The 26335-nt window shown below is 63.2% G+C and carries 24 protein-coding genes; 9 read left to right on the top strand and 15 right to left on the bottom strand.

The window, feature by feature from the left end; all coding sequences use genetic code 11:
- Positions 1-58 precede the first annotated feature (58 nt).
- On the top strand, positions 59-688 hold the full coding sequence (locus N008_RS03250; protein WP_044013700.1) for a lipid-A-disaccharide synthase N-terminal domain-containing protein: 630 nt from the start codon (positions 59-61) through the stop codon (positions 686-688).
- Positions 689-830: 142 nt separating this feature from the next.
- On the opposite strand, the gene N008_RS03245 is transcribed toward N008_RS03250, so the two are convergent.
- Together N008_RS03245 and N008_RS03240 are read right to left on the bottom strand one after the other, a co-directional pair.
- Positions 831-2528 (bottom strand): glycosyltransferase family 39 protein, encoded by a 1698-nt coding sequence (locus N008_RS03245; RefSeq protein WP_044013698.1) that lies wholly within the window; start codon positions 2526-2528, stop codon positions 831-833.
- 6 nt (positions 2529-2534) lie between these two features.
- Positions 2535-3572 carry a GDP-mannose 4,6-dehydratase gene (locus tag N008_RS03240; RefSeq protein WP_081910586.1) on the bottom strand — a complete coding sequence of 346 codons (1038 nt, stop codon included), beginning with the start codon at positions 3570-3572 and terminating at the stop codon, positions 2535-2537.
- A gap of 150 nt (positions 3573-3722) precedes the next feature.
- Between N008_RS03240 and N008_RS03235 the strand changes: the two genes are divergently transcribed.
- The 3 genes from N008_RS03235 to N008_RS22945 all read left to right on the top strand — a co-directional run bounded on the left by N008_RS03235 (position 3723) and on the right by N008_RS22945 (position 8331).
- Positions 3723-5396 carry an ArnT family glycosyltransferase gene (locus N008_RS03235; protein WP_081910585.1) on the top strand — a complete coding sequence of 558 codons (1674 nt, stop codon included), beginning with the start codon at positions 3723-3725 and terminating at the stop codon, positions 5394-5396.
- Positions 5397-5520: 124 nt separating this feature from the next.
- Complete coding sequence (locus N008_RS03230) at positions 5521-7632, top strand: M13 family metallopeptidase (RefSeq protein ID WP_044013696.1); 2112 nt, start codon at positions 5521-5523, stop codon at positions 7630-7632.
- 522 nt (positions 7633-8154) lie between these two features.
- Positions 8155-8331 carry a hypothetical protein gene (locus N008_RS22945; RefSeq protein ID WP_156108987.1) on the top strand — a complete coding sequence of 59 codons (177 nt, stop codon included), beginning with the start codon at positions 8155-8157 and terminating at the stop codon, positions 8329-8331.
- 155 nt (positions 8332-8486) lie between these two features.
- Here N008_RS22945 and N008_RS03225 read toward each other — a convergent pair whose 3' ends face one another.
- A complete protein-coding gene (locus N008_RS03225) occupies positions 8487-9251 on the bottom strand; it encodes a peptidylprolyl isomerase (RefSeq protein WP_052381143.1) in 765 nt (254 codons plus the stop codon).
- Between the two features lie 97 nt (positions 9252-9348).
- Positions 9349-10626, bottom strand: a complete 1278-nt coding sequence (locus N008_RS03220; RefSeq protein ID WP_052381142.1) for a zinc dependent phospholipase C family protein — start codon at positions 10624-10626, stop codon at positions 9349-9351.
- Positions 10627-10851: 225 nt separating this feature from the next.
- Here N008_RS03220 and N008_RS03215 point away from each other — a divergent pair, with 225 nt between their 5' ends.
- Entirely contained in the window at positions 10852-11886 is a 1035-nt protein-coding gene (locus tag N008_RS03215; protein WP_044018257.1) for a hypothetical protein, read from the top strand.
- Between the two features lie 383 nt (positions 11887-12269).
- Here the strand turns inward: N008_RS03215 and N008_RS03210 are convergent, their stop codons facing one another.
- From N008_RS03210 to N008_RS03200, 3 genes are all read right to left on the bottom strand, one after another.
- Positions 12270-14090, bottom strand: a complete 1821-nt coding sequence (locus tag N008_RS03210) for a glycosyltransferase family 39 protein (RefSeq protein WP_044013694.1) — start codon at positions 14088-14090, stop codon at positions 12270-12272.
- Positions 14091-14214: 124 nt separating this feature from the next.
- On the bottom strand, positions 14215-14883 hold the full coding sequence (locus N008_RS03205) for a hypothetical protein (RefSeq protein WP_044013692.1): 669 nt from the start codon (positions 14881-14883) through the stop codon (positions 14215-14217).
- A 139-nt stretch (positions 14884-15022) separates the two neighbouring features.
- On the bottom strand, positions 15023-16318 hold the full coding sequence (locus N008_RS03200; protein WP_197062940.1) for a metal-dependent hydrolase family protein: 1296 nt from the start codon (positions 16316-16318) through the stop codon (positions 15023-15025).
- A gap of 160 nt (positions 16319-16478) precedes the next feature.
- Between N008_RS03200 and N008_RS03195 the strand changes: the two genes are divergently transcribed.
- Positions 16479-16730, top strand: a complete 252-nt coding sequence (locus N008_RS03195; protein WP_044013690.1) for an acyl-CoA-binding protein — start codon at positions 16479-16481, stop codon at positions 16728-16730.
- A 130-nt stretch (positions 16731-16860) separates the two neighbouring features.
- Here N008_RS03195 and N008_RS03190 read toward each other — a convergent pair whose 3' ends face one another.
- Both N008_RS03190 and N008_RS03185 read right to left on the bottom strand, forming a co-directional pair.
- Positions 16861-17103 carry a CDGSH iron-sulfur domain-containing protein gene (locus N008_RS03190; RefSeq protein WP_044013689.1) on the bottom strand — a complete coding sequence of 81 codons (243 nt, stop codon included), beginning with the start codon at positions 17101-17103 and terminating at the stop codon, positions 16861-16863.
- Positions 17104-17211: 108 nt separating this feature from the next.
- Positions 17212-17730, bottom strand: a complete 519-nt coding sequence (locus N008_RS03185; RefSeq protein WP_044013687.1) for a GNAT family N-acetyltransferase — start codon at positions 17728-17730, stop codon at positions 17212-17214.
- Positions 17731-17872: 142 nt separating this feature from the next.
- Between N008_RS03185 and N008_RS03180 the strand changes: the two genes are divergently transcribed.
- Complete coding sequence (locus N008_RS03180) at positions 17873-18556, top strand: hypothetical protein (RefSeq protein ID WP_156108986.1); 684 nt, start codon at positions 17873-17875, stop codon at positions 18554-18556.
- An 84-nt stretch (positions 18557-18640) separates the two neighbouring features.
- On the opposite strand, the gene N008_RS03175 is transcribed toward N008_RS03180, so the two are convergent.
- Complete coding sequence (locus N008_RS03175; protein ID WP_156108985.1) at positions 18641-19111, bottom strand: hypothetical protein; 471 nt, start codon at positions 19109-19111, stop codon at positions 18641-18643.
- 157 nt (positions 19112-19268) lie between these two features.
- Here N008_RS03175 and N008_RS03170 point away from each other — a divergent pair, with 157 nt between their 5' ends.
- Entirely contained in the window at positions 19269-19892 is a 624-nt protein-coding gene (locus tag N008_RS03170) for a deoxynucleoside kinase (RefSeq protein WP_044013683.1), read from the top strand.
- A gap of 159 nt (positions 19893-20051) precedes the next feature.
- Here the strand turns inward: N008_RS03170 and N008_RS03165 are convergent, their stop codons facing one another.
- From N008_RS03165 to N008_RS03150, 4 genes are all read right to left on the bottom strand, one after another.
- Positions 20052-20720: a DUF2461 domain-containing protein gene (locus tag N008_RS03165; RefSeq protein ID WP_044013680.1), complete on the bottom strand. Its 669-nt coding sequence runs from the start codon at positions 20718-20720 to the stop codon at positions 20052-20054.
- A gap of 79 nt (positions 20721-20799) precedes the next feature.
- Positions 20800-21594, bottom strand: coding sequence for a DUF547 domain-containing protein (locus N008_RS03160; RefSeq protein WP_044013677.1), 795 nt, complete (start codon positions 21592-21594; stop codon positions 20800-20802).
- A 305-nt stretch (positions 21595-21899) separates the two neighbouring features.
- Positions 21900-22724: an MOSC domain-containing protein gene (locus N008_RS03155; RefSeq protein WP_044018254.1), complete on the bottom strand. Its 825-nt coding sequence runs from the start codon at positions 22722-22724 to the stop codon at positions 21900-21902.
- Between the two features lie 153 nt (positions 22725-22877).
- Positions 22878-23858: a YitT family protein gene (locus N008_RS03150; protein ID WP_044013676.1), complete on the bottom strand. Its 981-nt coding sequence runs from the start codon at positions 23856-23858 to the stop codon at positions 22878-22880.
- A 152-nt stretch (positions 23859-24010) separates the two neighbouring features.
- Here N008_RS03150 and N008_RS21260 point away from each other — a divergent pair, with 152 nt between their 5' ends.
- On the top strand, positions 24011-24415 hold the full coding sequence (locus tag N008_RS21260; RefSeq protein WP_052381139.1) for a DUF805 domain-containing protein: 405 nt from the start codon (positions 24011-24013) through the stop codon (positions 24413-24415).
- A 123-nt stretch (positions 24416-24538) separates the two neighbouring features.
- Here N008_RS21260 and N008_RS03140 read toward each other — a convergent pair whose 3' ends face one another.
- Positions 24539-26179, bottom strand: a complete 1641-nt coding sequence (locus tag N008_RS03140) for a S8 family peptidase (RefSeq protein WP_081910583.1) — start codon at positions 26177-26179, stop codon at positions 24539-24541.
- Between the last annotated feature and the right edge of the window lie 156 nt (positions 26180-26335).

Genomic DNA, 26335 nt, shown 5'->3' with positions numbered 1-26335 from the left:
GCCGCCGCACAGAATGCCCCAATTCTTAATTTTTACTACTTAATTTTTAATTCCAAAGATGGAGCGTCTGGCGCTGGGAATCGGGCTTGCCTCGCAGCTGCTGTTCAGCAGCCGGATTGTGCTGCAGTGGGTGCAGAGCGAGCGGGCCAAGCGGGTGCTGGTGCCCACGCTGTTCTGGCAGATCAGCCTAGTATCGTCGTTTCTGATGATTATTTACGGCATGCTGCGCCACGACCCGGTGATTCTGGCCGCGCAGCTCATCAGCTACGCCATCTACATCCGCAACCTGCAGCTGCTGGGCGAGTGGCGCAAGCTGAGCGCGCCGTTCCGGGTGGGGGCCTACGTGTTTCCACTGGCTATGCTGGCGTGGTTTGCCGTCGGCAACCAGCACTTTAGTTTGCGGGCCATGCTCAGCCACGGCATTCCGGCCGGGGTGCTGCTGCTGGGCGCGGTGGGGCAGGCCGTGTTTCTGTTCCGGTTCGTGTACCAGTGGCTGTACTCTGAGCGTAAGGGCGAGTCGGTGCTGCCGCTGAGCTTCTGGGTGGTGAGCTTCGTGGGCTCGGTGATGATCCTGACCTACGCCCTGCTACGCCGCCCCGTTGATATAGTGCTGATTGTGGGCAACATCTTCGGTACCGTGGTCTACGCCCGCAACATCGTGCTGCTGCGCCGCGAGCCGCAGGGGTAGCTGGCTCTTGAGGCGCCGGAGTGGTCCTACGAGTTGCCGAAGGCCTCGTAGGACCACTACCGTTGCTGATGCCTGCACGACGGTCGTTCAACGATAGTGGTCCTACGAGTTGCCGAAGGCCTCGTAGGACCACTCCGGTAGCCTATTTCGGCTCCACGATGGTGACGTGCCAGAAGCCGCCCTGGCGGTTGCGGTCGAGGTAGAAGCTGTCGACGACGCGCAGGCGCACCTGGTCGCGCCAGGCGGGGGGCAGCTGCCGGGCTATTTTCGAGCCGGTGAGCACGGCTACCGGGCGGGTGGGGCGCAGCAGCACCGAGTCGGCGCTGCGGGGCCAGGCGGGGGCGGCGCGGCCGGCTCGCCACACTTCCTTCATGTGCAGCTCTTCCAGCGTGTACCAGTGCAGGCGGGCCAGCGCCGGGTTGTGCTGCAAAGCATCGGCGCGGCGCAGGCCCGGCTCGGCCTTGCGCTCCGACCACACCGCATGCGCCGGCAGAATCAGGGATACCAGCACCGCCATGGCCGTGAGGGCCACACCCGTCACGAAGGTAGGCCGCACCACCTGGCGCAGTGTGCGGCCCAGCACTATGGCTAGCCCCCAGAACAATACCAGCGCACAGCCAAACGGCAAGGAGCCCAGTCCAAAGCCCGGCAGGTTCGCCACAGCCATAGCCACCGGTATCAGCGCAAACAGCAACGTCAGCAGGCCAGCCCAGATGCGGAGCAGCCGGGTTTCGGGCTGCAGCGTGGGTTGCTGGCGCAGCGCGGTTTCGAAGTGGCGCAACAGGCCGGCCATCAGAATGGCTAGGGGTGGCATCAGGGGCAGCATGTAGCGCTCTTTCTTCTCGGGCACGAGGCTCAGCAGCAGCAGGGAGAGCAGCAGCCAGGCCAGTGCGGTGGTATAGGGCACGTAGCGGCCGGCGCGGGGCCGCGCAAACTGCACGACCAGCACCGCCACTGCCACCGGCGCCCAGATGCCGGCAAACACCGCAAAGTTCCAGTAATCCCAGAACGGGCGGGAGTGGCGCTCCACCCACGAGGTAGCCTCCAGCCGGGCCACGGCCAGTGCAGCCGGCGCCACCGTGTCCTGAATGGCGAGATAGGTCGGCCAGGCCAGCCCCACCAGCAGCCCCAGCGCCGCCAGAAGCACTAAGCCGCGCTTGCGGGCAGGCGTGAGCGAGCCGCGCTCCGGGTTGAGGCGTGGCACGCCAAAAGCTACCAGAAACGGTAGGAGCATGGCGTAGGGTGTTACGGGACCTTTGCTGAGGATGGCGCCGCCCAGCAGCAACCCGCTGAGCGCAAACCACCAGCCGCTGCCTTTGGCCGCGTTCCAGGCCCGGGCCAGCGCCCAGAGCGTGCCCACCATGAGGCTGTTGGCGAAAATGTCCCAGTGCCCCTCGCGCCCCACCGTAATCATGAGCAGGCTGCTGGCCAGCACCAAGGCGCCCAGCCAGGCCGTGCGGCCCGGGGCTTCCTTTTCGCCGGGCTGCTGCCGGGTCAGCTCCCGCAGCAAGCCCCAGAAGAAAAACACGAGCAGCGTCGACATGATGGCCGCGGGCAGCCGCAGCAGTGCGGGGTTGGCGGGCTGGTGGGTGAGATTGATGACGCCGGCCACGGCCCAGGTGGGCAGCGGCGGCTTGGCCAAACGCAGCGCGCCGTTCATGGTGGGGATGACCCAGGAGCCGCCGGCCGCCATTTCGCGGGCCGCCACGAAGTTGCGGGCCTCCATCAGGTTCACCTCGGCCTTGCCCAGGTGCACAAAAAAGGAAAAGGCGCAAACCAGCGCCACCAAAGCCACGCGCAGCCGCGGGCTCTCGAAATCAGCAAACAAACCAGTGGGCATCAGGAACTACGAACGGGGGGTGAGGGCAACCGGAGCCTGCCCGGCTGGCACTAAGGTAGCCGGTTCAGCCGGGGCCACCTGCGTGTCAAGCCAGCCAACAAACTGGCGCAAGCCCTCGGCCAGGGTGGTGCGGGGCTGATAGCCCAGCAGGCGCGCGGCTTTCTCGTTGTCGGCGTAGGTGATGTCGACGTCGCCGGCCTGGGTGGGCTGGAACTGCAGCACCGGCGCCACGCCCACGGCCTGCCCGATGGCGGCCACCAGCTCCAGCAGCGGCACGGGCTGGCTGTTGCCCAGGTTCACGGTTTCGTAGGTGCCGGGGTGGGCCAGCAGGTACTCCAGCCCGCGCACGATGCCGTCGACGGTGTCGGCTACGAAGGTGTAGTCGCGGGCCATGCTGCCGTCGCCGTACACCGGAATGGGCTGGCCGGCCCGCAGCAGGCGCGCAAACTTATGGATGGCCAGATCGGGGCGCTGGCGTGGGCCATACACCGTAAAAAAGCGCGCGTTCAGCACACTCATTTTATATAGATGATGATAGGTGAAGGTGAGGGCCTCGCCAGCCAGTTTGCTGGCAGCGTAAGGCGAGATGCTGCGGGCCAGCAGCGACTCGTCTTCCCGGAACGGCGTGCGCGGCGTGTTGCCATATACCGACGACGACGAGGCAAATACCAGCGTCTTCACTTCCTGCTGCCGCATCCATTCCAGCAGGTGGGTGGTGCCCAGCACGTTGTTTTCCATGTAGGCGGCGGGTTCGCGCAACGATGGGCCCACGCCGGCCTTAGCCGCCAGGTGAATGACGGCCTCGTACGTAAAACCAGCCGGCAATGCCTCTTGCAGCGCTACGGCACCTTGCCGCAGGTCGGCTTGGCAGAAGCTGAAGTGGGGATGCTGCCGCAACGCCGCCAGATTGGCTTCTTTAATTGTTTGCTTATAGAAAGGATCAAAATTATCGACCCCCACAACACGGTGACCATCGGCCAGAAGCCGTTCACACAGGTGGGAGCCAATAAAGCCGGCCGAGCCGGTTACCAATACAGTACGCATGCAGCAGCGTTAAATGAATTCTTCAAAGGTCGGGAAGTTCAGCAACTAACAGATAAGACACGCGCCTTTTACTGGGGGCTGTCGCCGTGGGCGCGGGACCGGGGTCGCAAAGAAAAGGAACGATGCGGCCACTATTTTAATTTAGTTTTAATGAATCAGCTTTCTTCTACGCCGGTGGGCACACCATGGGCTGCCCGCCGCGGGCTGGGGGGCTTTGTGCTGCTGCTGGCCGCCAGTCTGTTGTTGGGCCTGAATGCTTGGGGGCCGCTGGAAAGCAGTGAGGCCCGCTACGCCGAAATCGGACGGGAGATGTTGAGCAGCCACGACTGGCTGCATCCGCGGCTGCTGGGCATCGAGCATTTTCATAAGCCGCCGCTTACGTATTGGCTCACGGCTGCCGGGCTGGCCCTGGCTGGCCCCACAGCGCTGGGTGTGCGGCTGCTGCCGGTGCTGGCCGTGCTGGCGCAGGTGCTGCTGGTATATGGTCTGGGCAAACTGCTCTTCAGCGGCGACCAGACCCGGGCCCGCACGGCGGCCATCATCTACGGCACGCTGCCGGTGGTGCTGGTGTCGGCCCTCAACGTCACGACCGATGTATACCTGGCCACGCTGGAACTGGCCGCCACCTATGGTATTCTGCGCCATTATCTCCATGGGCGCTGGTGGGGGCTGTATCTGTTCTGGGGGGCGCTGGGGCTGGCATTTCTCACCAAGGGGCCGGTGGGTTTGGTGCTGCCACTGATGGCGGTGGCGGGGCACTACTTCCGGCGCGGGCAGGCTCGGCGCCCTTTCACCAGGCACCATGCGCTGGGCATTGCGCTGTTTGCGGTGGTGGGGCTGAGCTGGTATTTGCTGCTGATGCGCGAGAATCCGGCGTTCCTGCGCTATTTCGTAGTTGGGCATACCCTCGACCGGTTTGCTAAAGCCGAGGCCTTCGGGCGCGCTAAGCCGTGGTGGTTCTACTTGGTGCTGGCGCCCGCCACCAGCCTGCCCTGGGCGGCCCTGCTTGTTGTGCAGGCCATCCGGACGGGGTGGGCTGCCTTGCCGCAGTTGTGGCGCAACGTATTGGTGTTCTGGGTGCTGGTGCCGCTGTTGTTCTTTTCCCTGTCGCAATCCAAGCTGCTGCTGTACGTGCTGCCCATATTTCCGGGCGTAGCCCTGCTCACGGCCTACTACCTGCACCAACTGCCCGAAGCCGCTGCCCGCCGCTGGTATCGTGGCTTCCTGGCGCTGTGGGTCCTGCTGCTGCTGGCGCTGGCCATACTGCCGGCCGTGGCTGAGTTGCTGCATCTGGCCCTGACGCCCAGTGTCGCAATTCTGCCGGCGGCCGGCCTGCTTGGGCTGGCGCTGAGCGTGTGGCGCAGCCGAAAGCTGCCTTCGGCCCTGCGGCTGCTGCCAGCCGCGGCTGTTTTCACGGCTACACTGGTGCTGGCCGCCAAGCCCGTTTTCCAGCAAAACGAAGCAAAATTCCACGGGACGCGGCCGGTGGCGGAGCTGCTGCAGGCGCACGGCCTGGGGAGCCGGCCGGTGCTGGTCTACAACGAGCTGCTGCCGTCCCTGGCGTTTGCGCAGGGGCGCGTGCCGATTTCACTCTATGCCGGCAACCACAACCTGCGACGCGAAACGCAGTTCGAGCGCGATTCCCGCTGGCGCCATACCAACCTAAGTGCCATCGATATGCCGCAGGCCCGCCTCGATTCGTTGCTACGTCTGCGGCCGGTGCTGCTGGTGCGGGACGAGGCAGCCGTGGGCGAAAACTGGCTGGGCCAGCATTTCTCGCATCACCTGGATCTGCCGCCGTGGCGTGTGTACTACGACTGGTAGCCGGGCGTGCAACGCGGCCAAAACCAACCGCGTCTTTGCGGCGTGCTATTGCGGGCGGCGCACCAATTGGCAGTTTCCGCTTACTTTGGCACCTGCAATTCGGCTTTCCACCAATCAAATTCCCATGAAAACCCGCAATACGCTGACTCTGGCAGCCATGGCCGCCACGGGCCTGTCCTTGGCAGGCTGCGCCTCCGGCACGGCGCCCACGGCCGCTACCACCGCCCCAGCCACTACGGCATCTACTCCCACGGAAGCCCCCGTTGTGCCCGGCATTGGCCTGAATGTGGCCAACCGCGACCTGTCGGTTTCGCCCTGCGACAACTTCTTCCAGTACGCCTCGGGCTCGTGGCTGAAAAACAACCCGATTCCGGCCGCCGAAACGCGCTGGGGCTCTTTCAACGAGTTGGCCGACAAGAACAACGCCGTAATGCGTCAGATTCTGGACGAGGCCGCCGCCAATACCTCGGCCGCCAAAGGCACCAATGCCCAGAAAGTAGGCGACTACTACGCCACGGCCATGGACTCGATGGCTATTGAGGCCGCCGGCCTGAAGTTCCTCAAGCCCGAGCTGGACCGCATCAACGGCATCAAAGACCTGAAAGGCCTGCAGAGCGCCGTGGTGCGGGCCCAGAAAATCCAGACCGGTGCCTTCTTCAACAGCTACGTCGGCCAGGACGACAAAATCAGCACCCAGTACGCCGTAAACCTGTATCAGGGTGGCCTGAGTTTGCCCGACCGTGACTACTACCTCAAGGACGACGCCCGCTCGAAAGGCATCCGCACGGCCTACATGACCTACCTGGTCAACACGTTCAAGATGCTCGGCGACAACGACGCCGCGGCCGCCAAGAACGCCGCCACGGTGCTGCGCCTGGAAACGCGCATGGCCAAGGCCAGCAAGAGCCGTGTAGACCTGCGCGACCCCTACGCCAACTACAACAAGATGACGGTGGCGGCGGCCAGCCAGCAGTTCCCGAACCTGAACCTGCCCGTGGTGCTCCAGCAGATGGGCCTGGGCGCAGCCAAGGAGGTGATTGTCGGCCAGCCGGCTTTCTTTAAGGAAGTAAGCACCATGATGAAGGCCGAGCCGCTGGCCGACCTCAAAACCTACATGCGCTGGCACCTGGTCACGTCGGTTTCGTCGGCGCTGCCTAAGGCGTATGCCGATGAGAGCTTCAAGTTCACGCAGGTACTGAGCGGCGCCAAGAAGCAGCAGCCCCGTTGGAAGCGCATGCTGCGCTCCACCGATGGCGCCCTGGGCGAGGCTTTCGGCCAGCTGTACGTGGACAAGGCCTTCACGCCCGAAGCCAAGCAGAAGGCCATGGCCATGGTGGATAACATCAAGGCCGCCCTCGCCGAGCACATTCAGCAGCTGGAATGGATGAGCCCCGCCACCAAGGTGGAAGCTATGAAGAAGCTAAACGCCTTCACCGTGAAAATCGGCTACCCAGATCAGTGGAAGGACTATTCGGCCCTGACCATTTCGCGGGAGAGCTACCTGAAAAACGTGCTGGCCTCGCGCGAGTGGGCCATCAACGACAACGTGAAGAAGTTTGGTAAGCCGATTGACCGCAAGGAGTGGGGCATGACCCCGCCCACGGTGAATGCCTACTACAACCCGAGCATGAACGAAATCGTGTTTCCGGCCGGCATCATGCAGCCTCCGTTCTTCGACCCCAAGGCCGATGACGCGGTAAACTACGGCGGCATGGGCGCGGTTATCGGCCACGAAATCACGCACGGCTTCGACGACCAGGGCCGGCAGTACGACGCTGAGGGCAACCTGAAAGACTGGTGGACCAAGGAAGACGCCGAGAAGTTCGACGCCCGCGCCGCCATTGTCGGCAAGCAGTTCGACGCCTTCTCGCCGCTGGACTCGGTGTACGTGAACGGCAAGCTGACCATGGGCGAAAACCTCGCCGACCTGGGCGGCCTCAACATTGCTTACACCGCCTTGCAGAAGCAGCTGCAGAAGCAGTACGGCAGCAACGAGCGGCCTAAGTACGACGGCCTGACGCCCGAGCAGCGCTTCTTCCTGGCCTACGCCCAGATCTGGCGCACCAACGCCCGACCCGAGTACCTGCGCCAGCAGGTAATGACCGACCCGCACTCGCCGGCTCAGTTCCGCACCAACGGCCCGCTCATGAACATGCCCCAGTTCTACGAGGCCTTCGGCTGCAAGGAAGACGCCAAGATGGTCCGCGTGCAGTCCGAGCGCGCCAAAATCTGGTAGGCTGAGCGGCTTGATTGCTAAATGATTGAATTGCTAAAAGGCGGCCCGCACAGCGCGGGCCGCCTTTTTCATGTTTGGCGGCGACTGGCCGAGCACTGGCCCCGGTCTGAGCGGCGCAGCCGCGACGACCGGGGGCCGCCAAACCGCCCCGGTCTCCGACCGAAGGATGTGCAGCAGCCATCCCGCCCCGCGCCGCCACGGCCCGATTGCCGGTCCGGAGACCGGCCCGGTTTGCCAGGCCACCGGTCGCCGCGGCTGCGCCGCTCAGACCGGGGCCAGCGCCCGCCAGCGCCCGGCCGGCGCCCGCAATCGGGTGCACTTGCCTAACTTGCCGCCATGCTTAAGATGTTTCGTTTGCTTGCGTGGCTGCCGCTGCTGGCCGCCTGTTCCGGTTCGGAGAGTGTGCAGGAGCAGGTGGCCGACCCGCGGGTGGGCGACGTGTACGTGGTGCAGTTTCAGCCCTAGGGCAGCCCGGCCCCGCGCTACTACTTCTACCACCTGTTCCGCGTAGCGCCCGACAGCGTGTACCTGCACCCCGCCCGCCAGGACTCGCCCAGCCCCGACGCCGACCTGCGCCAGCTGGCCTTCGAGCCCACCCCCAAAACCATCGTCTACACCCGCGCCGAGCTGCGCGAGCTGCTTGAGCTCCAGCCCGGCGACGTCACGAAAAGCCAGCTAATCAAAGTGCGCCGGCCGTAGCGTGGTTGTCGTGTGAGGAAGCGGAGTTCAAAAAACGTCATCCAGAGGCCGGAGGCCGAAGCATCTCGCTGGTGTAGTAGATGCAGTTTGCCATACTGGCAAGCTGCTTCGGCCTCCGGCCTCTGCATGACGTTCTTGCCTAATGGAAAACCACCTTACGGCAGTATCTCCATCCGGATGCCAACGTCTTTGAGAGGCCACTTGTAGGCATCGACGGGCTCGTTGGCTATTTTATCCATTACGTCGAGGCCCTCAGTGATTTCGCCGAATACGGTGTAGCGGCCATCTAGGGAGGGCACGCCGCCCACGGTGGCGTATACGCGCTGCTGCTCGGGCGTGAGGATCCGGCCGGCCATGGCCTGGCTTTGGGCGGGCGTCATGGTGGAGCCCTGCACGAAGTAGAAATCGGTGCTGGAAGAGAGCTTGCCGGGGTTCTGCTCGTCGTCGTAGCGGGCCATGCCCAGGGCACCGCGCCGGTGGAAGTGGGCCGGGCGCAGCTCGGGTGGAAGCCGGTAGCGGTTCAGCCGGATGGTACGGTGCTCGGAGCTGCCGCCCTGCACGGCAAAGCCCTTGACCACGCGGTTGAATACCGACTCGTCGAACACGCCCCGGCGCGAGAGCAGCAGGAAGTTGGCTTTGTGGATGGGCGTATCGTCGTAGAGCTTCACCCGAATGTCGCCGTGGCGGGTGTGCAGCACCACGCCCGAGGCCGGATACTGCCGGCCGTAGGGCAGCAGCAGGGCCGCCGCGCTGCTGTCGGCCAACGACAGCAGGGACGGGCCGGGCGTAGGCTTCTCGTTCGAGACGACGGGCGCCGCCGTTTCGTCCACGGGCTGCTGGCGGTTGCAGGCCGGCAGCGTCAGGCTGGCCGCGGCCAGCAGCAAAATGCCCGTTCGGGCCGAAGGAGAGAAGGAGAGCATAACCGAAAAACTGGACGGAGAGCGGGAAAAACAAAGGCGTCGGCCGGGCTCCAGACGGAACTCGGCCGACGCCAAAGGTAGCAGGGTGGCCGGTAGTCTACCAGCCCGAACCGGCCGGCGCGCCCCAGCCGTCGTCCTTCTGGGCGGCCTTCTTCTTGCGGGCGGGCTCCTTGTCTTTGGTCTTGGTGCTGCCGCCGTCGGCCGACTTGGTTTTGGTTTTCACCTTTTCCGGGCCCTTCCCGGCGGGCGCTGGGGCAGGCGCCGGGGCGCCGGCCGTGGTGGCTTTGGGCGCGGCAGCCGGCGCGGGGGCTACCGGCGGCGAAGTGGTTTCCAGCACGGGCGGGGCCATGTCTTTGGCGGCGTTGATCTGGTCGGGCTGCACCACTACAGCCTGCTTCTGCATCGCCAGCAGCATCTGCTGGGGCACTAGGCCGTTGTCTTTCCAGATTTTCAGCTGCGCATCCAGCGAGTCTTTGTCGGCCTTGCCGGGCTTGCGGGTCATCAACTCGTTGAGGTTGGGGCTGCCGCCGTCCTTCCAGGCCGTCAGCCACAATGACGAGATGAACGTGGGCGCCAGCTTCAGGCGGAAGGCCACCATGCCGCCCACTTCCTTGTGGTAGGCATCGGCGAAGGCATCGGAGTAGAAGCGGCGAGTCTTGCCGAACTTATGCGAGAAGCTGTACTTGGTTTCGGGCGTAAACTGCCGGGTCACTTTCTCTTCCCGGTCGAAGGTTTCGCCCAGGAAGCCGTACGACTCCTGCAGCACCTTCCATACGTCGTTGAGCGGCTCCTTCACGTACTTGGCCGGCTCCGAATCCAGCTTGTACTCGGCAATGTGGCGCTCAGGCAGCTTGCTTTCCCAGAGCGAGTGCATGCCGGCCTGGTTGGTGAGCTGGCCGTCGTAGTTTTCGGTGGTGTGCAGCGGCACGTAGGCGTCGGCCACGTAGTGGCACAGCTCGGCCGAGAGCCGCACAATGGCTACCGTGTCGCGCTGCTTGAAGGCCGTGGTGAGCTGGTCCTGCACGTCGATGATGGTCCAGGGCACGGTGCCGTACTTGCGCAGGGTGTCGGCCGTGTACTTGGCCTCGGCTTTCTCCCAGGCCTTGGGCATGGCCCCAAAGGGGTTGTCGCCGAAGTGGTCGAGGTCGATGTAGTGCTTGCTGGCCTCCTTGGGGTCGGCGTCGCGCCGCTCGTCGGGGGCTGTGGACAGGCGCACGATTTCGCGCATGTGCCGGAAATAGAACGACTGCATGCTGGCCGGCAGCGCATAGATGGAAATCTGCGCGATGGTGCGGTGCGCAAAAAAGCCCCAGCCCGGCGACGTAACCGGAACCAGCAGCACCAGACACAACAAGAGGAGAAACTGTTTTTTCATAGCAGAAGGGCAGCGGCTTGGGGTGGCCCGCAGCGAAGTTAAGGGATTGAGGCCGGGAAGCCGTAACGGCGTGGGCGTTTGGCGGCGGGTTCTGCGTATAAGCAAAACGCAGGTTTCCAAAACACAATACCTTGCCGCCCGGCTCCTGCCGAAGCCCCTGAAATTGTGCGGTTTCCGGCCGCTGCCACCGCGCCTTTCATCCCACCGTTCCAGCTCTGCCCGCCCGTGACGCTTATCACCAAAAAGAAAATCACCTACGCCATTCAGGCGCCGCTCCGAACCTACCTGCAGCACTACGACCGCGAAGCCACGCTGCCCGTCACGTACCAGGACCTCACACGCAGCAGCGGCTCCTACCCGCTGGCCGACCGCCAGGGCCGCGACACGATGTGGGAAACCGTGTTTTACGAGCCCCAGACCCTGCGCGAGCTGGGCACCGGTCTGGCCGAGGTGTACGCCATCCTGAAAACCGGCGGCGACCTGAGCTTCACGGAGCATCTGCTGGCCGACCGGGTGGACTACTGCCGCTTCGGCAACTCCAACCCGTTTCGGGTGCGCATCGTCAACCAGCTCAACGACAACTACGACTACTTCTACGTGAAGCGCGCCGACGCCTCGCGCGTGTACGGCCTGGAGCTGGAGCATCTGCTCTCGCCCAACAGCCTCAACTACCTCGTTTTCGGCGACACCATCATCGAGGAGCACATTGTGGGCATTCCCGGCGACGACTTCATCCGCGACCGGCTGGCCGCCCCGCACCTCAACCAGGTGCGCATCGCCAAGGAGTTTGTGAAGTTCAACGAGCGGTGCTTTGCGCGCCTGCTGGGCGATATGCGGGCCTACAACTACGTTATCGACGTGACGCCCGACTTCGAGGACGAGCAGTACCGCGTGCGGGCCATCGACTTCGACCAGCAGTGCTACGAGGGCAAAAAGACCATGTACCTGCCCCAGTATTTCAAGGACAACCGGGCCGTGGTGCAGCTCTGCAGCCGCCTGCTCAACGCCGAAACCACCCGCCAGTACCAGACAGAGGAGCGCGCCCTGATGGCCCGCCGGGCCCGCTCGGAGCGCTACCGCCTCAAAGACCTCATCGACTGCCTGCGCCGCGACGAGGTGTCGCCGCCGGAGAAGGTGGAGCATTTAAAAGAGCAGTTGGGCCTGCACCATAAAACCGACCAGTTCCGCCGCTGCCGCTCCATGGGCGACATCGTGCGCCTCAACCTCAAGCTCATGCTGACGAAGGCGAAGAAGGAGTGAGTTTGGGTGATGAGGTGATGAAGTGATGAAGTGATGGGGGGATGAGGTGAATCGTGACAGGTGACAGGTAAAATAAGAACGTCATTCCGAGCGGAGCGAGGAATCTCGCGTGCTGACGTTGGCCAAAAACGGCAGGGATTTATCGTATCGCGCATGAATGAGGCGCAGCTGGCGGCGATCAACCGCGGCATCGGCATATGGGTGGCCGAACAGGAGAACCAACTGGCGGGGTTTGTTTGCCTGATGCCCGCCGACGTGCAACCGCGCCCGCCGGTGGTAGTTACCACGCTGGCGAGATTCCTCGCTCCGCTCGGAATGACGTTCTTATTTACCTGTCACCTGTCACGATTCACCTCATCCCCCCATCCCCCCATCACCAAAAATCACCGCTCAAACGCCTCTACCCGTACTTCGTCGATGAGGATGCGCTGGGGGCCGTCGGCGTTCCAGAAGGCCACCCGGATGTTGTCGTAGGACTGGTTGCGCGGGGCCTGCAGGTCGAGGTATACCTCGGCGGGCCAGTCCTGGCCGACCACGCGCTGGAGCCGGATAAAGCCTTCCTTCACCTTGTCGTCGCCCTGCCGGAAGCTGACCACTAGTTGGGTCATTTTCCAGGTGTCCCATTCCTTCTGCACGCACCTGGCGCGGGCGAGCACCCGCACCCACTGCACGTCGTTCTGGAAGATGTTGATGCGGTAGTCGGGGCTGGACTGGTGGGTTTGGTCGAGGGCCAGCGAGCAGCGGCCCTGCAGCGCGGGTGTGCCGCAGCCGGCCGTGGTGTCCTGCTCGAAATCGGTGTGCCACAGCTCCCGCACGTTTTTGCGGTTGGAGTCATTCACCAACTGGTCAGGGTTGTCGAGCAGCCAGAAGGTGGAAACCGGTACGGCGTTGCGGCCCACCACCTGCCAGAAAAACGGGCGGGTCATCTCGCCGGCCGCAATCAGGCCGGAGCCGCCGTGGGCCTGATGCGTCATCCAGAGGTTGTAGTAGATACCAAGCAGCAGCAGCACGGCAAAGGCCGCCACGCGCACCCGCTGGGCCAGCAGCCAGCTCATGGCCGCGGCCATGGGCCAGGCCAGCACGGGGTAGCTCTGCACCATGGCCCGCTGCCCCAAAGAGCCGCCGTACCACCAGATGTCCCAGGCAAACGTGACGTAAATGAACAGCACCGAGTAAATCAGCATGGCCCAGAACACCTCCGGGTAGCGCCGCCACAGCGCCCCGAAGCCCAGCAAAGCCACGGCCATCAGCGGCGAATACGTCAGCCAGCCGCTGCGGAAGCTGAAGATACCGTCGTAGAGGTGGGGCCGCAGCCAGCTAAAGCTTTGGTCGCCGTAGCTGTACACCAGCCAGCGCCCCGTCACGTAGTGCCAGTAGAGCGGCTGGATGCTGCCGATAGCCGCGCCGGCTAAACCGGCCAGTAGCAGGTGCGGCAGGTGCCGACGCCAGAACGCCAGCCGGGCCGCCAGCACCTGCCGGTCAGGCCGCAGCCCCCACAGAATGGGAATCAGCGTGGCTAGCACTTCGGTTGGGCGGGTCAGGGCCATCAGGCCGCACACCGCGCCGATGGCCAGGGCCCGGCCCAGCGTAGGCCGCTTGTAGAAAGCCTGAGTGAGTAGAATCAGGCCTGCATACAGCGTAAACAGCCAGTTATGCGTCATGGCCGAGTCGATGGCGGCGTAGTTGAGGTAGTTGGAGCCCAGCGCCAGCACCACCAGCGTCAGGGCCGTGGCCTCCTCACTGAACCGCCGCCGCAGCGTATACCACACCAGCACAAACCCCAGAATAGCCACCAGCTCCGCGCCTATCTGCAGGCTCAGTTGGTACGGCGCCGAAAACCCGTCGGTGGGGTAGCCCAGCGTCTTGGCGGCCAGATGGCCGGCTGCGAAAAACGGCAGGCTTTGCACGGCCAACCCCGCCGGATACTTCATCACCTGGTTGCCGCTGGTCGAGTCCAGGTAGGCTTGGTTCTGGTACGGGTCGGGCGAGTATTTCTGGGTGATGGCCGGCAGAAAATCCAGCTTCTTCAGGTCATGATAAATGAACGTAGCCGGCAGATACATATAGTAACCCGACGCATCCCAGCTGATCAGGGCTTCGGTCTGGGACTTATTCCAGCGCGGGTAATACAGAAACGAAGTCAGCAGGATAGAGGCGGAGCAAACTAGCAGCACCCAAAAGGAAAGAGACTTGCGAAGAGGCATTAGTACAGCAGATAGCCGATAGGGATGAGCCGGCAAATTGCTCAAAAATCGGCAGGATGCGTGCGCCATGCTTCAGTATAGCGCCGCGTCGGCACGGCCAGCCGGTGCGGCGCCACCGCGGCGGTTACAGGCGGCTTAGGTTGAAGGCAACACCCAACGACAGCTCCAATCCGCCCGGCCCGATGGCCTTCACGAGGTTGCGCATGCGAGGCGAGGGGTTGATACCCGGAGCGTATTCAGCAGGGTCGCCGGTGAAACGGGCACCGTAGCCAAGCGTGCCCAGTAGCCCTACGCGGCCCGGCTGCCAGCGCAGCCCCGAGCGGAAGTGCAGCACGCCGGTTGGCCGCTGTACAAAGCTGGCGTATTCTTCGGTAGGCATGCCCTCGTCGAGCGTGAGTGTGAAGTCATCGATGCGGCCGGTGCGGCTCAGGCTCAGGCCAAAGTAAGGCGACAGCCGGCGGCTGGGCGCCAGAAAGTGCCGCACGCCCACCCCAATTTTGCCGCCTACTCCCAACCCCAAGCCAACATTCACATCGGTGCCTGGCGCTACCAGATGCGCATAGCTGACACCCCAACCGTAGGGCCCGCCCCAGCCTAGGTCAATGCCCAGCGTTGATTGGGCGTAGCGGGTGTCGGGCGATTGATACACGGGCTGTTGAGCATACGCGGGCTGCCCGCTGCGGGCCGGCAGGTTGCCCGGCTGCGGGGTGGCAGGTAGCTCTGTCTGGGCCAGGGCGCGGCCCGCAAGCAGCGTGGTAAAGACAGTGGCGGTAACGAGGGTAGAGAAGCGCATATGTGTAAGGGAATAAGGTTTATTCGCTTTTTACAATACACATGCCAGACGCTGCCTCGACAAGACTCATAGCCTTATAATTATTGATTACAGTCTTGATTATCAATTAAATAAAAAGTTCAAAAGCGTTTTGAAAAAATCACTCGCTACGATATATCACGCCCTGCTTCATCACGAAGCGCACCCGCTGCATGGCGTTGATGTCCTGCACTGGGTCGCCGTCTACGGCTACCACGTCGGCCAGCTTGCCGGGCTCCAGCGTGCCTAGGCTGCTGGTCTGGCCCAGCAGCTCCGCCGCCGACACGGTGGCGCTGCGCAGGGCCTCCAGCGGCGGCATGCCGGCCTCCACCATATAGCGGAACTCCAGCGCATTCACGCCGTGCCGAAACACGGCCGCATCCGTCCCGAAGGCAATCTTCACCCCGGCCTTGTAGGCCCGCCCAAACGTGCCCTGCAGCTTGGGCCCGATGGCCAGGGCCTTGGGCGTTACAAGGGGTGGGTAGTAGTTCGGGATTTTGGCTGAGTCGGCCACCGACTTGCCGGCCGTGATGGTGGGCACGTACCAGGTGCCGTATTTCTTCATCAGCTTCATGGTTTCGTCGTCCATGAGCGTGCCGTGCTCGATGCTGGTCACGCCGGCCCGGATGGCGCGCTTCATGCCTTCGGCGCCGTGGGCGTGGCAGGCCACGTTCAAACCCAGGTCGCGGGCCGTCTGCACGATGGTGCGGATTTCCTCCTCGGTCATCTGGGCGCTGCTGCCGTCTTTGGCCACGCTCAGCACGCCGCCGGTGCTGGCAATCTTGATCAGGTCGGCGCCACGCTTGTACTGCTCGCGCACGGCCTGCCGGCCCTGCTCGGGGCCGTTGGCCACGCCATCGGCCGGGCCGGGCATGCCCATCAGATCCTGGCGGTAGCCGTTGGTGGGGTCCATGTGGCCGCCCGTGCCCGATATGGCCTTGCCCGCCGTGAAGATGCGCGGCCCCACCACCTGCCCCCGGTTGATGGCGTTGCGCAACGCAATGTTCACGCCCGAGCCGCCCAGGTCGCGCACCGTGGTGAAGCCCGACAGCAGCGTCACGCGGGCGTGGGCCAGGGTGCCGAAGGCCACGTCGGCCGGGTTCTGGGTGAATTCCTGGAGGTACTGGTCTTTGCTGGTTTCACTTTCCAGGTGCACGTGGCAGTCAATCAGGCCCGGCAGCACGGTGCGGTTTTTCAGGTCGATGACCTTGTCGGTGGCATTGGGCGGGGTGGTGTAGCCGCGCTCCACAGCCAGCACGAGGCCTTTTTCTACCACCAGCGTCATTTCGGTCTGGGCGCGGCCGTTGGCGCGCATGTCCAGCAGGCGGCCGCAGTGCAGGTATGTGCGCTGGGCCAGGGTGGAGGCGGGCAGCAGCAGGGTGGCGGCCAGCAGGCCGGGGAGTAATTTTTTCAGCATGAGCTCGGGGCGAAGAAGGCAGTGGGAGAGAAGGCGAGAAAGATACACGAAGAAAAAACGCTGCATGCCGCCTATTTTTCCGGCAATCCGTATCTTTTGCCACGGGTTCTGCCTAGCAGAGCACCAAATTCACCATTCTACCACTTCATCCTTCCGCCTTATGGCCACTCCCGAAGAATTTGAAGCCGCCGCCGCCCGCAGCAAAGAACTGCCCGCCAAGCCCGACAACATGACCCTGCTCAAGCTCTACGCCCTCTACAAGCAAGGCAGCGAAGGCGACATCTCCGGCGACCGTCCGGGTGGCTTCGACTTCAAAGCCATTGCCAAATACGACGCCTGGGCCGGCATGCGCGGCAAAAGCCAGGACGAAGCCCGCCAGGAGTACGTGGACTTCGTGAACTCCCTGTTCTAAGCGGCGGCAACATTATGTAACGCGAAGTTCCACTTCGCGGGCCGGTGAGTCAGTGTTGGTTGGGGATGCCCCCGGTCAATACTACTCTACCAACCCGCGAAGTGGAACTTCGCGTTACATCTAAAATCGGTTAAGCCTGCGGGGCAGCGGGCTTGGGCGCGGGCAGGTCAAAGGCTTTGGCGTCGTGCTCGAAGTGGCCTTTGTGCGAGCCGTCGCAGAAGGGCTTCTGGCTGCTGAGGCCGCAGCGGCAGATGCTGATCCGCTCCCGGCCGCCGAGGCCGTAGGGCTGGCCCTGGGCATCTACGAGTTCGATATCGGTTCCCTCCACGCGGAGGGAGCCATTGCTGAGGACGGTGAGTTTGGTGGTGGCCATGAAGAAAAGGAATGTAGCATAGGCTTCAGCCTGTGCTTGTTAAAAAAACGGAGAAACAAAGCGGAGTTATTGGGATGGGTTGGAGAGCGGCACAGGCTGAAGCCTATGCTACAGCAGCTCCTTGCGCATGACGTAGTCGTTCATCCAGTAGGGGCCGATGGCAATGTCTTCTTCGCGGTTCCGGGCAAAGCCTTCGTGCTCGTAAAACGCCAGCGCGGGGTTGTGGCGGTTTACGTTCAGCTCCAGAATGTGGCCGCCGGCCGTGCGCACGGCCGTTTCCACGGCCCGCAGCAGCCGCTGCCCAAAGCCCTGGCCCTGGTGCGAGGGCAGAATGTAGATCTTGTTGAGGTGGTAGGCGCCGGCCAGCTCCTTGGCCGAGTACGACGCAAAGCCGCCCGGTTGCTGGTCGGCATCCAGCAGCAGCAGAAACTGGTGGCCCTGCTCGGTCATCTGGCGCAGCAGCGAGGCCGGCGTGTAAATCACGCGGTACATATAGTCGATCTGCTCCTTCGAGATGATGAAGCGGTAGGTAGGTTCCCAGGTCGCTTCGGCCAACTCAACGATGGTGGCAATATCGGCCGTGGTGGCCGCCCGGATGGTAGCAGAAGCAGGTTCAACGCGTGACATAGGCCGCAAAAACGGCATAAAATAACGGAAAACCGAACCCAAAAGGCCCGCGCACTCGTTTTTGGGCCAGAAGTTGCCTGTTGTGGCATACGGCCAGGCGGCCGGTCAGCGTTGCTGATGTTCTCCCGTTTTTCCTATGCTCATGAAACCACTTTCCCTTTTACTGGCTGCCGTGCTGCTGTCGGCTTCGGCCGCCCTGGCCCAGCAAACGCCCGCTTCCAAAGCGCCGGCCACCAAGGCGCCGGCCAGCACAACCCGCCCTACGGCCAGCAGCACGGCCTCGGCCGTGGAGCGCGACCTGCGCATCTTTTCCGACTGGGTAAGCGACAAAGTGAGCCGCGTCGCCGACGACGTAGCCCGTGAAACGCCGCGCATCACCGAGGAGTTTGACCGCCAGAGCAAGCGCATCGACAAGGCCGTGGACAGCCTTACCGTGGAAGGCAAGCGCGAATACGACATCCAGAAAAAGCGCTACGGCTCCTGGCAGGCTCGCCAGGATAGCCTTGACCGCGCTGCCCGCACGCCCGAAACCGCGCAACAATCGCAGAACAAGCTGTTGGGTGAAAACGTGACCATCAGCCGGGCTCGCGCCACCGAGCTGCCCGACCTCTACGGCCGCTTCATTGAGGCCACCCGCGCCCAGCGCCGTCAGTGGACTGCCGCCGACTGGAGCAATGCCTCGGCCGTGCTGGGCCGCCTGAATGCCCGCTACGAACAGGTGCGCGAGCAGCTGCCGCTGGAAGAGCGAGTGCGCATCCGGTCGTGGCAGGGAGAGTTCCGCACCCTAGAAAAAGCCCGCGACGTGAAAGGCGTGATGGCCGAGTAATCCCGCCAGTTGAAATAAAGCCCGCCCCGGCAGCACACTATTGCAGTGCGTTGCCGGGGCGGCGTCTGTTTAGGCCAGTATGCGCTACAAATACGTGAGCAGCCACGCGTGGGCGGAATCGGCGTCGTAGAAAAGCTTAATGGCGACGTGCGGACGGATGCGAGTAAAGAACTCCAGCGCCGCTAGCTGATTATGCATGTCGGGCGAGAAAACGTAGGCGAAGGCCCGCATACCGTACTGCTGGGCCAGCGGCAGCCACTCATATTCCAGCCAGTCCATGGCCTCGGTCCAGTCGCCGGTGGCTACGCTCTTGTCGTTGAGCACGAGTACTGGGCGCAGCTGCTGCATGCCCTGCAGGCAGGCTTTGCCGCCCGCAATAACCGATTCGGCCGTGAGGTTGCCGAACCACTGCCCGCACAGCAGCTGCTCGGGCGCATAATAGAGCTGGCGCAGCAGGGGCGCGCCGTGCTCATCGCGCAGGAAGCCCAACTGCTGGGTGCCCGCCGGAAGCGCGTGTTCTGATTCGGGCTGCTGAAAGAAGGATGGAAGGGGCACCGGCATGGCAAGGAGGAGGCAGAGTGGAAGGATAAATATATTATTTATTATATGTACGCGGAAAGCCGGCCGCCGGCTGCTGCCGACTTGCGGCGGGTTGTGTACTTTTGTGGTTCGGGCCGGGCCAAGGCGGCTGGCCGCCTTTTCTCTCAGACGTATGCACATTGCCATCGTCGGCAACATTGGGGCCGGCAAAACCACGCTGGCCAATAAGCTGGCCCACCATTTCAACTGGGAAGTTTTCCTGGAGGACGTCGACCACAATCCGTACCTAAAGGACTTCTACGATGATATGCCGCGCTGGGCGTTTCATCTGCAGGTGTATTTCCTCAACAGCCGCTTCCGCCAGACCCAGCAGATCAAGAAGCTGCAGGCGGCCAGCAAGGGCGTCATTCAGGACCGCACCATCTACGAGGATGCCCACATCTTCGCGGCCAACCTGCACCAGTCCAGCCTGATGACCGAGCGCGACTACCGCAACTACCTGGGGCTGTTCGAGTCGATGGTGAGCATGGTGGATCCGCCGGACCTGCTGCTGTACCTGCGCGCCGACCTGCCCAAGCTGGTGCAGCAGATCGAGCGCCGCAACCGCGACTACGAAAACAACATCAAGATCGACTACCTCAAGCACCTCAACGAGCACTACGAGGAGTGGATCAGCGGCTACAAGCACGGCAAGCTGCTCATCGTCGACGTCAACCACCTCGACTACGTGAGCAACCCCGAAGACCTGAGCGGCATCATCGAAAGCATCAATAGCACCCTGTTTGGGCTGTTCTAGGTTTAGGGCATAGGGCATAGGGCTTAGAAATTAGGCTCAGATAAACGGAGAAAATACAGGCCCCGCCGTAACCCGGTGGGGCCTTTCATATACACCCTATTCCCTACTCCCTACTCCCTACTCCCTACTCCCTACTCCCTACTCCCTACTCCCTACTCCCTAATCCTTCATAGTCTCATTAAGGAAGCGCATGAAGGGCTGGGCGGCGCGCCAGGCTTCCAGCACGCGGGCCGGGAAGTCGGGGCGCAGCACCTCGGCATCGGGGATGGCGCGCCACACGAAGAAGCGCTTGAGGCGCAGCCACTCAATGTCGGGGTCGAGGCGGTCGTAGCCTTTGGGGGCGGTTTTGAGGGCGTCGGCGGGGTCGAGGCCGGCGGGGAAGTGGCGCTGGAAGTCGGGGGCCTGGCGCAGGGCGTGGAAGGCGGGGCCGTTGTAGTGGATTTCCTGCCGGATGCGGGCCAGCTGCTGCGGCTCAGGCTCCCAGCGCCCAGCCCCCACGTACGACTCGCCGCCCGGCTCCAGCACCACGTAGTAGCCGGCCCAGGGACTGTGGCGGCCACCGGGCTTGAGGCCGGCGCTCATGTGGCGCTTGTAGGTTTCGGGGTCGCGCTGCGAACGGTCGTTTTTGTGCAGGCGGTACATCACATCGGCCGGCGTGAGGCCGCGGATGCCGGGCTCAAACTGCTGCAAGCCGTTGAGCAGCTCGCGCAGCAGGGCCGTGAATTCGGCGCGCGCCTGCTGGTAGTCGGCCCGGTGCTCGTCCATCCAGGCTTTATGGTTGTGGGTGGCCAGCTCGCGCAGAAACGCCAGCACCAGGGCTCGGTCCATGAGGCAGAAATAAGTGAAAAGCTGACCTTGATACGACAGGCCAGCTTTTCAGATGCACTCAGAGACGTGGTTTGCCCGCTTATTTGTGCAGAGCCTGGGTAGCCGATAGCGGCTGCCGGTCGTTGAGGGCCCAGCTAAAGGGCAGAAACTCAATTGGAGCGGTGGCCGCTACCGGCATGGGCGCGTAGCGGTTGACAAACTCCAGCAGCTGCGTGCGGCTCCCGAACTCGGCCGCGTAGAAATTGAACAGGCTGGACAGCTGGGGCTGGGCGCCCGCCAGCACATTGCGGGCCGGGTCGTTGAGGAAGCGCCGGGTCTGGCGCTCCAGCTGCTGGGCCAGCTGCGCGCCCTCGTAGGCCTCGGGCAGCAGCTGCGGCCCCGACATGGCGCCCTGCACCAGCGCAAAGTGCAGGCGCGGGTCCTGAAAGCGCGCCGTCAGCTTTTCGCGCTCGATCTGGTTGAGCGAGTACTCCTGGCCGCCTACCTGCACGCTCGGCGCCTCCCACAATGAGTGCACCTTGCCTTTCAGCCGGATGTCGTTGACGTTGCTGAGCGGGTAATACTGCAGCACCATGTACACGGTGGCAGCGTTGTAGATGTTGATCCAGTAGGCTTCCTGCTCGGCCGCCGACCAGCCAGCCGCTTCGGGCGACACTTTGCGCTGGGCCAGCAGGTAGTCGAGCAGCTTGTCTTCCTGCTCCAGCAATCCCTGGTAGTCTACGAGCCCCTCGGGCGTTACAAATTGGTGCAGCAGCTCGTCCCAGGGGGCGTGCAGCCGGGCGCTGGAAACGGTTTGGGATGCGCCAACCTGGGGGAAGGCACCCGCCAAAATCAGAAGCAGAACGATAACCCGGCTGGCGAGCGTACGCGTCATAGGGGAGCAGTAAGGAGAGGAACAACAGGTGTGCGGCCCATGGGCCCACCGGCATGCAGCCATGCCGGGTAGTGCAGATTGTAGCGCGGAAGAGTATTATGACGGTATTCAGATCAGACAGCGTAGCAAAACAAGCCTGCCTGATCTTCTTAAAACACAAGAAAACGCGTAAGAATTAGCAAATGTACATATTTCAAGGATATGTACAAACTGCTGAAAATAGTCTGATAACTGAACGGCAATATGCTGCCTCTTTGCTGCCCGAAAAGGCTCCGGCAGCAAATCAGGCAATAAGGCAGGCGTGCTTATTTCAGGTTTAGTACCTGCAGGGTGTCACCGACGCGGAGCAGACCACGGCCGGGGCCAGTCACGTTCTGCCCGAACATCACTTTGCTTCCTTGGGTGCGGTAGGTGGCCAACGTGCGCAGCGGCTCGCCGGCCGCGCTTTTCTCGGCCGACTGCTGGTCGATGGTGGTGAGCACGCACCGGCCGCAGGCGCGCACGGCCCGGAACGGCACGTCGCCCACCTGGAATTCGGCCCAGGTGTCTTCCTCGAACGGGGTGCCGCCGCTGAACACGAGGTTAGGCCGGAACCGGTCCATGGGCACGGGCTCGGCGAGGCGGCCGTTGAGTTCATCGAGGGCGCTCTGGCCGATGAGCAGGAAGGGGTAGCCGTCGGCGAAGCTCACCAGCTGGCCTTCGGGGTTGAGGTCGGGCTCCACGTCGCGGCGGGCCATATCCGACATGTACACCAGCTTGCAGGGGCGGCCCAGGGCCTCGCTCACCCATTCGTCGGCGGCGCGGGTGCCGCGCCAGGCAAACACCATATCGTCCCAGATGGTCACGAACAGCGTGCGCTCGGGCGTAGCCTCGAAGGGCACGTACAGCGGCAGCAGATCGGGCCGCTGGGCGTGCGTGAGCAGGAAGCCGTTGTAGGCCGGCGCCACCCGTAGCAACGCCATGTCGGGCGTCTGGCGCTGGGTCATGAACTGGTTGCGCTCATCTACCAGCAGCCAGCGGCGGTCGTGGCGCAGGCCGCGCGGCTCTATCTCGGCCTGGGTTACCCGGATGCCGCCCAGCGACTTGACGGGGTAGATGTAGAGGTCTTGCAGGAGGAGCGGTGCGGCCATACTGCAAAGGTAGCCGCGAAACGCAAAGGTGAAATGGTAGAACGTCATGCAGAGCGGAGCGAAGCATCTCGCGTGCTGACGTTGTAATTATTCAGATGTCAGCACGCGAGATGCTTCGCTCCGCTCTGCATGACGTTCATTTTCCCCTCAGTCTTAGTGCAGCGGCCGTTTCTTGATCATGCCGCCCTTGGTGTCTTTCACGCTGTGCATCACGATGAAGGCCTGCCGGTCGATCTGGTCGATTTCGCCCTTGAGGCGCGAGAGTTCTAGGCGGGTGACGACGGTAAACACGATTTCGACGGGATTGGGCTGGTCGCCGTGGGTGCCGTAGCCGCGCTTGCCCATGTACACGGTGGCACCGCGGCCCAGCTTCTCGGTAATCATGCGCCGGATGGCATCGGAGCGGCCCGAAATGATGGTGACGCCGGTGTATTCCTCGATGCCATCAATCAGGAAGTCGATGGTTTTGGCGGCCGACAGATAGGCCAAGATGGAGTACAGCGCCGTTTCGATAGACAGCACATAGGCCGCCACGGCAAATATGCCGATGTTGAAGAGCAGGATAATGTCGCCGACGGTGAGGCTAGTTTTCTTGCTCAGAAACACGGCCAGGATTTCGGTGCCATCGAGCACGCCACCGCCGCGCATAGCCAGCCCAATGCCGGCCCCGAGGAAGAAGCCCCCGAAAACAGAAATCAGCAGCTTGTCCTGCGTCAGGGTAGGGAAGGACACCACCAGCAGCACCGCCGCCAGCGCCAGAATAGCGCCCAGCGACTTCAGGGCCAGCGTGCGGCCCATCTGGAAGTAGGCCATCACGATAAACGGCGCGTTGATGACAATAATCAGCAACGACAACGGCAGGCCGGTAAGCTGGCGCACCAGCAGCGAAATGCCCGTCACGCCGCCATCGATGAAGTCGTTGGGGAGCAGGAAGGCCTTCAGGCCGAAAGCGGCCGACAGCACGCCCAGAGCCAGATACATGGCGCTGAACAGGTGGTGCCGGAACCAGCGGCGGGCCGCGGCGGCCGTGCGGTGCGGGCGCCGTTTGAGGCGGCGTTTCGGCTTGCCCGGCGGGGCAGCAGGGGTGGTCTTGTTGCGTAGTTTATCCAGGAAAATGAGTTGAGGTATCAGCATATGAAGCAGGCTAAAGCGTCCTTTAGCATACGCCCCTGGTGCCTAAACGTTGAATAAACAGACAAATGCGCCGGTTTTGGCCCGGATTTTGGAAACAACCGACAGCACGGCCACAGCACGTAGCGGCCCGCTTTATTACTCCATAAATCACTATGAAACAGTACGACTTTTTGCAGGGCCGCCTGGGCCGCTCCGACTATGCACTCCGCCTGCTGCTGGCTTTGGTGCCGCTGCTGCCGGCCTCTTTTCTGCCGGCCCCGCAGGTTTGGTATGAAGTGCTGCTGGCGGGGCTGGTGCTAGCTGTAAGCACGGCTTTGGCGGCGTTGCTTTCGGTGCGCCGCCTCCACGATGTATACCTGAGCGGCTGGTACGCGCTGGTGCTGCTGGTGCCCCTGGTGAATCTGCTGGCCTATATGCTGCTGGCCGTGCGGCCTGGTACACCCGGCCTGAATCCCTGGGGGCCGGCTCCTGGCACCCAACTGATACCGATACCGGTTGCGACACCTGCAGGCAACGAACCACCAGTCCGGCGCTGGCTATCCAGCGGAGCCGACTAACTGCATAGCAAGAGCTGGGTGACTACGCCAACAATCAAAAAGCCCCGTAACGGCGACAGATCCAGGAAAGTGCTCTTCCTGAACTGTCGCCGCTACGGGGCTTAATTATGGCTGTAGGCGAACCTACTTTGCCGTTTCGGCGGCGGCGAGCTGCACGGCGCGGTAGAGGTTCACGAGGCCACCAGTGCGCGACAGCTCGGCAAAATCCACAGTTTTTTGGGTGCCGGGCTTAAGTACTTTGGTATGGTACACCACCGCCGACTGTAGAATGATGCGCTTCAAATCAGCAGCAGTGAGGGTAGGGAAGTACGATTTCAGCACCGCCGCCATGCCCGACACCACCGGCGAGGCCATACTGGTGCCGCTTTTGTTGCCGTACTGCTGGCCGGGCAGCGTGGAGTAGATCTGGTTGCCGGGCGCGAATACGTCCACGTTTTTGCGGCCGTAGTTGGAGAAGTCGGCCACGAGGTGCTGGTCGTTGAGGCGGGCGCTGGCGCCTACCGTAATCATGTTCGGCACGGGCTGGCCATCGGGGTACACCGGCGACGGAAACTCCACGTTCACATCGATGTCGTCGTTTTCGTTGCCGGCCGAATGCACCAGCAGCACCCCCTTGGTGGCGGCGTAGCGCATGGCCGCATCCACGGCCTCACGCTGCGGCGAGTAGTACTTGCCGAAGCTCATGTTGATGATGCTGGCCCCGTTATCCACGGCGTAGCGGATGGCGTTGGCAATGTCCTTGTCCCGCTCGTCGCCGTTGGGCACGGCCCGCACGGCCATCAGGCGCACGTTGTCGGCAATGCCGAGGATGCCGAGCAGGTTGGTGCGGTCGGCGCCGATGATGCCGGCCACGTGGGTGCCGTGCATGGGGTCGGGGCCGTGGTTGTCTCGGTTGCCGTAGCGGCGGTCCTGGGTGTTGGTGGGGTCGTCGCCGATGATGCTGGCGCGTGGGTTGAAGGCCGGATTGAGGCTGAACTCCAACTGGCTGCGGCTGTCGTCGAGGCCCTCTTTCATATCCGCCAGCACCGACTCCAGATCGGCGTAGCCGGCGGAGCGCAGGTTGGCGTAGAGGCTGAGGGCGGCGCGGTAGAGGTTGGGGTCGGTGGGGGTGGTGGCGCGCAGGCTGGCCGTATCGAGGCGGGCCAGGCCAAGGGCCTCGCGCAGGTTGTCGGCGCCCTTTTTATTGAGCGTGTACGCCTGGTCGAGGGAGGCGGCTTGCTCCTTGTTCTCGGCAATCTTGTCGGCCTGGGTCTTTTTTACTTTTTGATACAGGTCGTATTCGGCGCGCTTGGCGGCGGGCACGGCGGTGCGGGCTTTGCCCTCGTAGAGCGGCCGGAGGCGGGCCACAAGACGGGTGTCCTCGTAGGTTTCCACGTCTACGTTGCGGCCGTCGGCGCCACCCAGGAAGTTCCAGCCGTGCACGTCATCCACGTAGCCATTCTGGTCGTCGTCGAGGCCGTTGCCGGCAATTTCGCGCGGGTTGGTCCAGAGCAGGCGCCGCAGGTCGGCGTGGGCCGTGTCGATGCCGGCATCAATGATGGCCACCACTACGGGCGTGGAGGGCCGGTTTTTGAGCAGCTCGTCGTAGGTTTTGCGCACGCTCACGCCCATCACGCCGTCGGCGGCCGGGTCGAGCAGGTACCACTGCTGCGGCGGCACGGCAGGTTGTGGGGCAGTGGAAACGGCATTCTGAGCCGTGCCCAGCAGGGGCAGCAGCAGGGCCAGGCCCAGCAGGCGCAGGCGGGAAGGAACGGAAAACGTCATCAGCAGATAGCGAGCGGATACTAAAAGAGGCCTATACGCAGGCAGGGTCTTCACGATCATCACCTGCCAACTTCAACACCACAGACACAGTTCCGCCCGCCCGGACGCACGAGGATGTAGTGGCCGGTGTGGTCCTACGACTTTTTCCAGTCGTAG

Origin of the sequence: Hymenobacter sp. APR13 (genome assembly GCF_000737515.1) — a bacterium.
GTDB lineage: Bacteria > Bacteroidota > Bacteroidia > Cytophagales > Hymenobacteraceae > Hymenobacter.
This window is presented reverse-complemented; position numbering and strand designations above follow the sequence as displayed.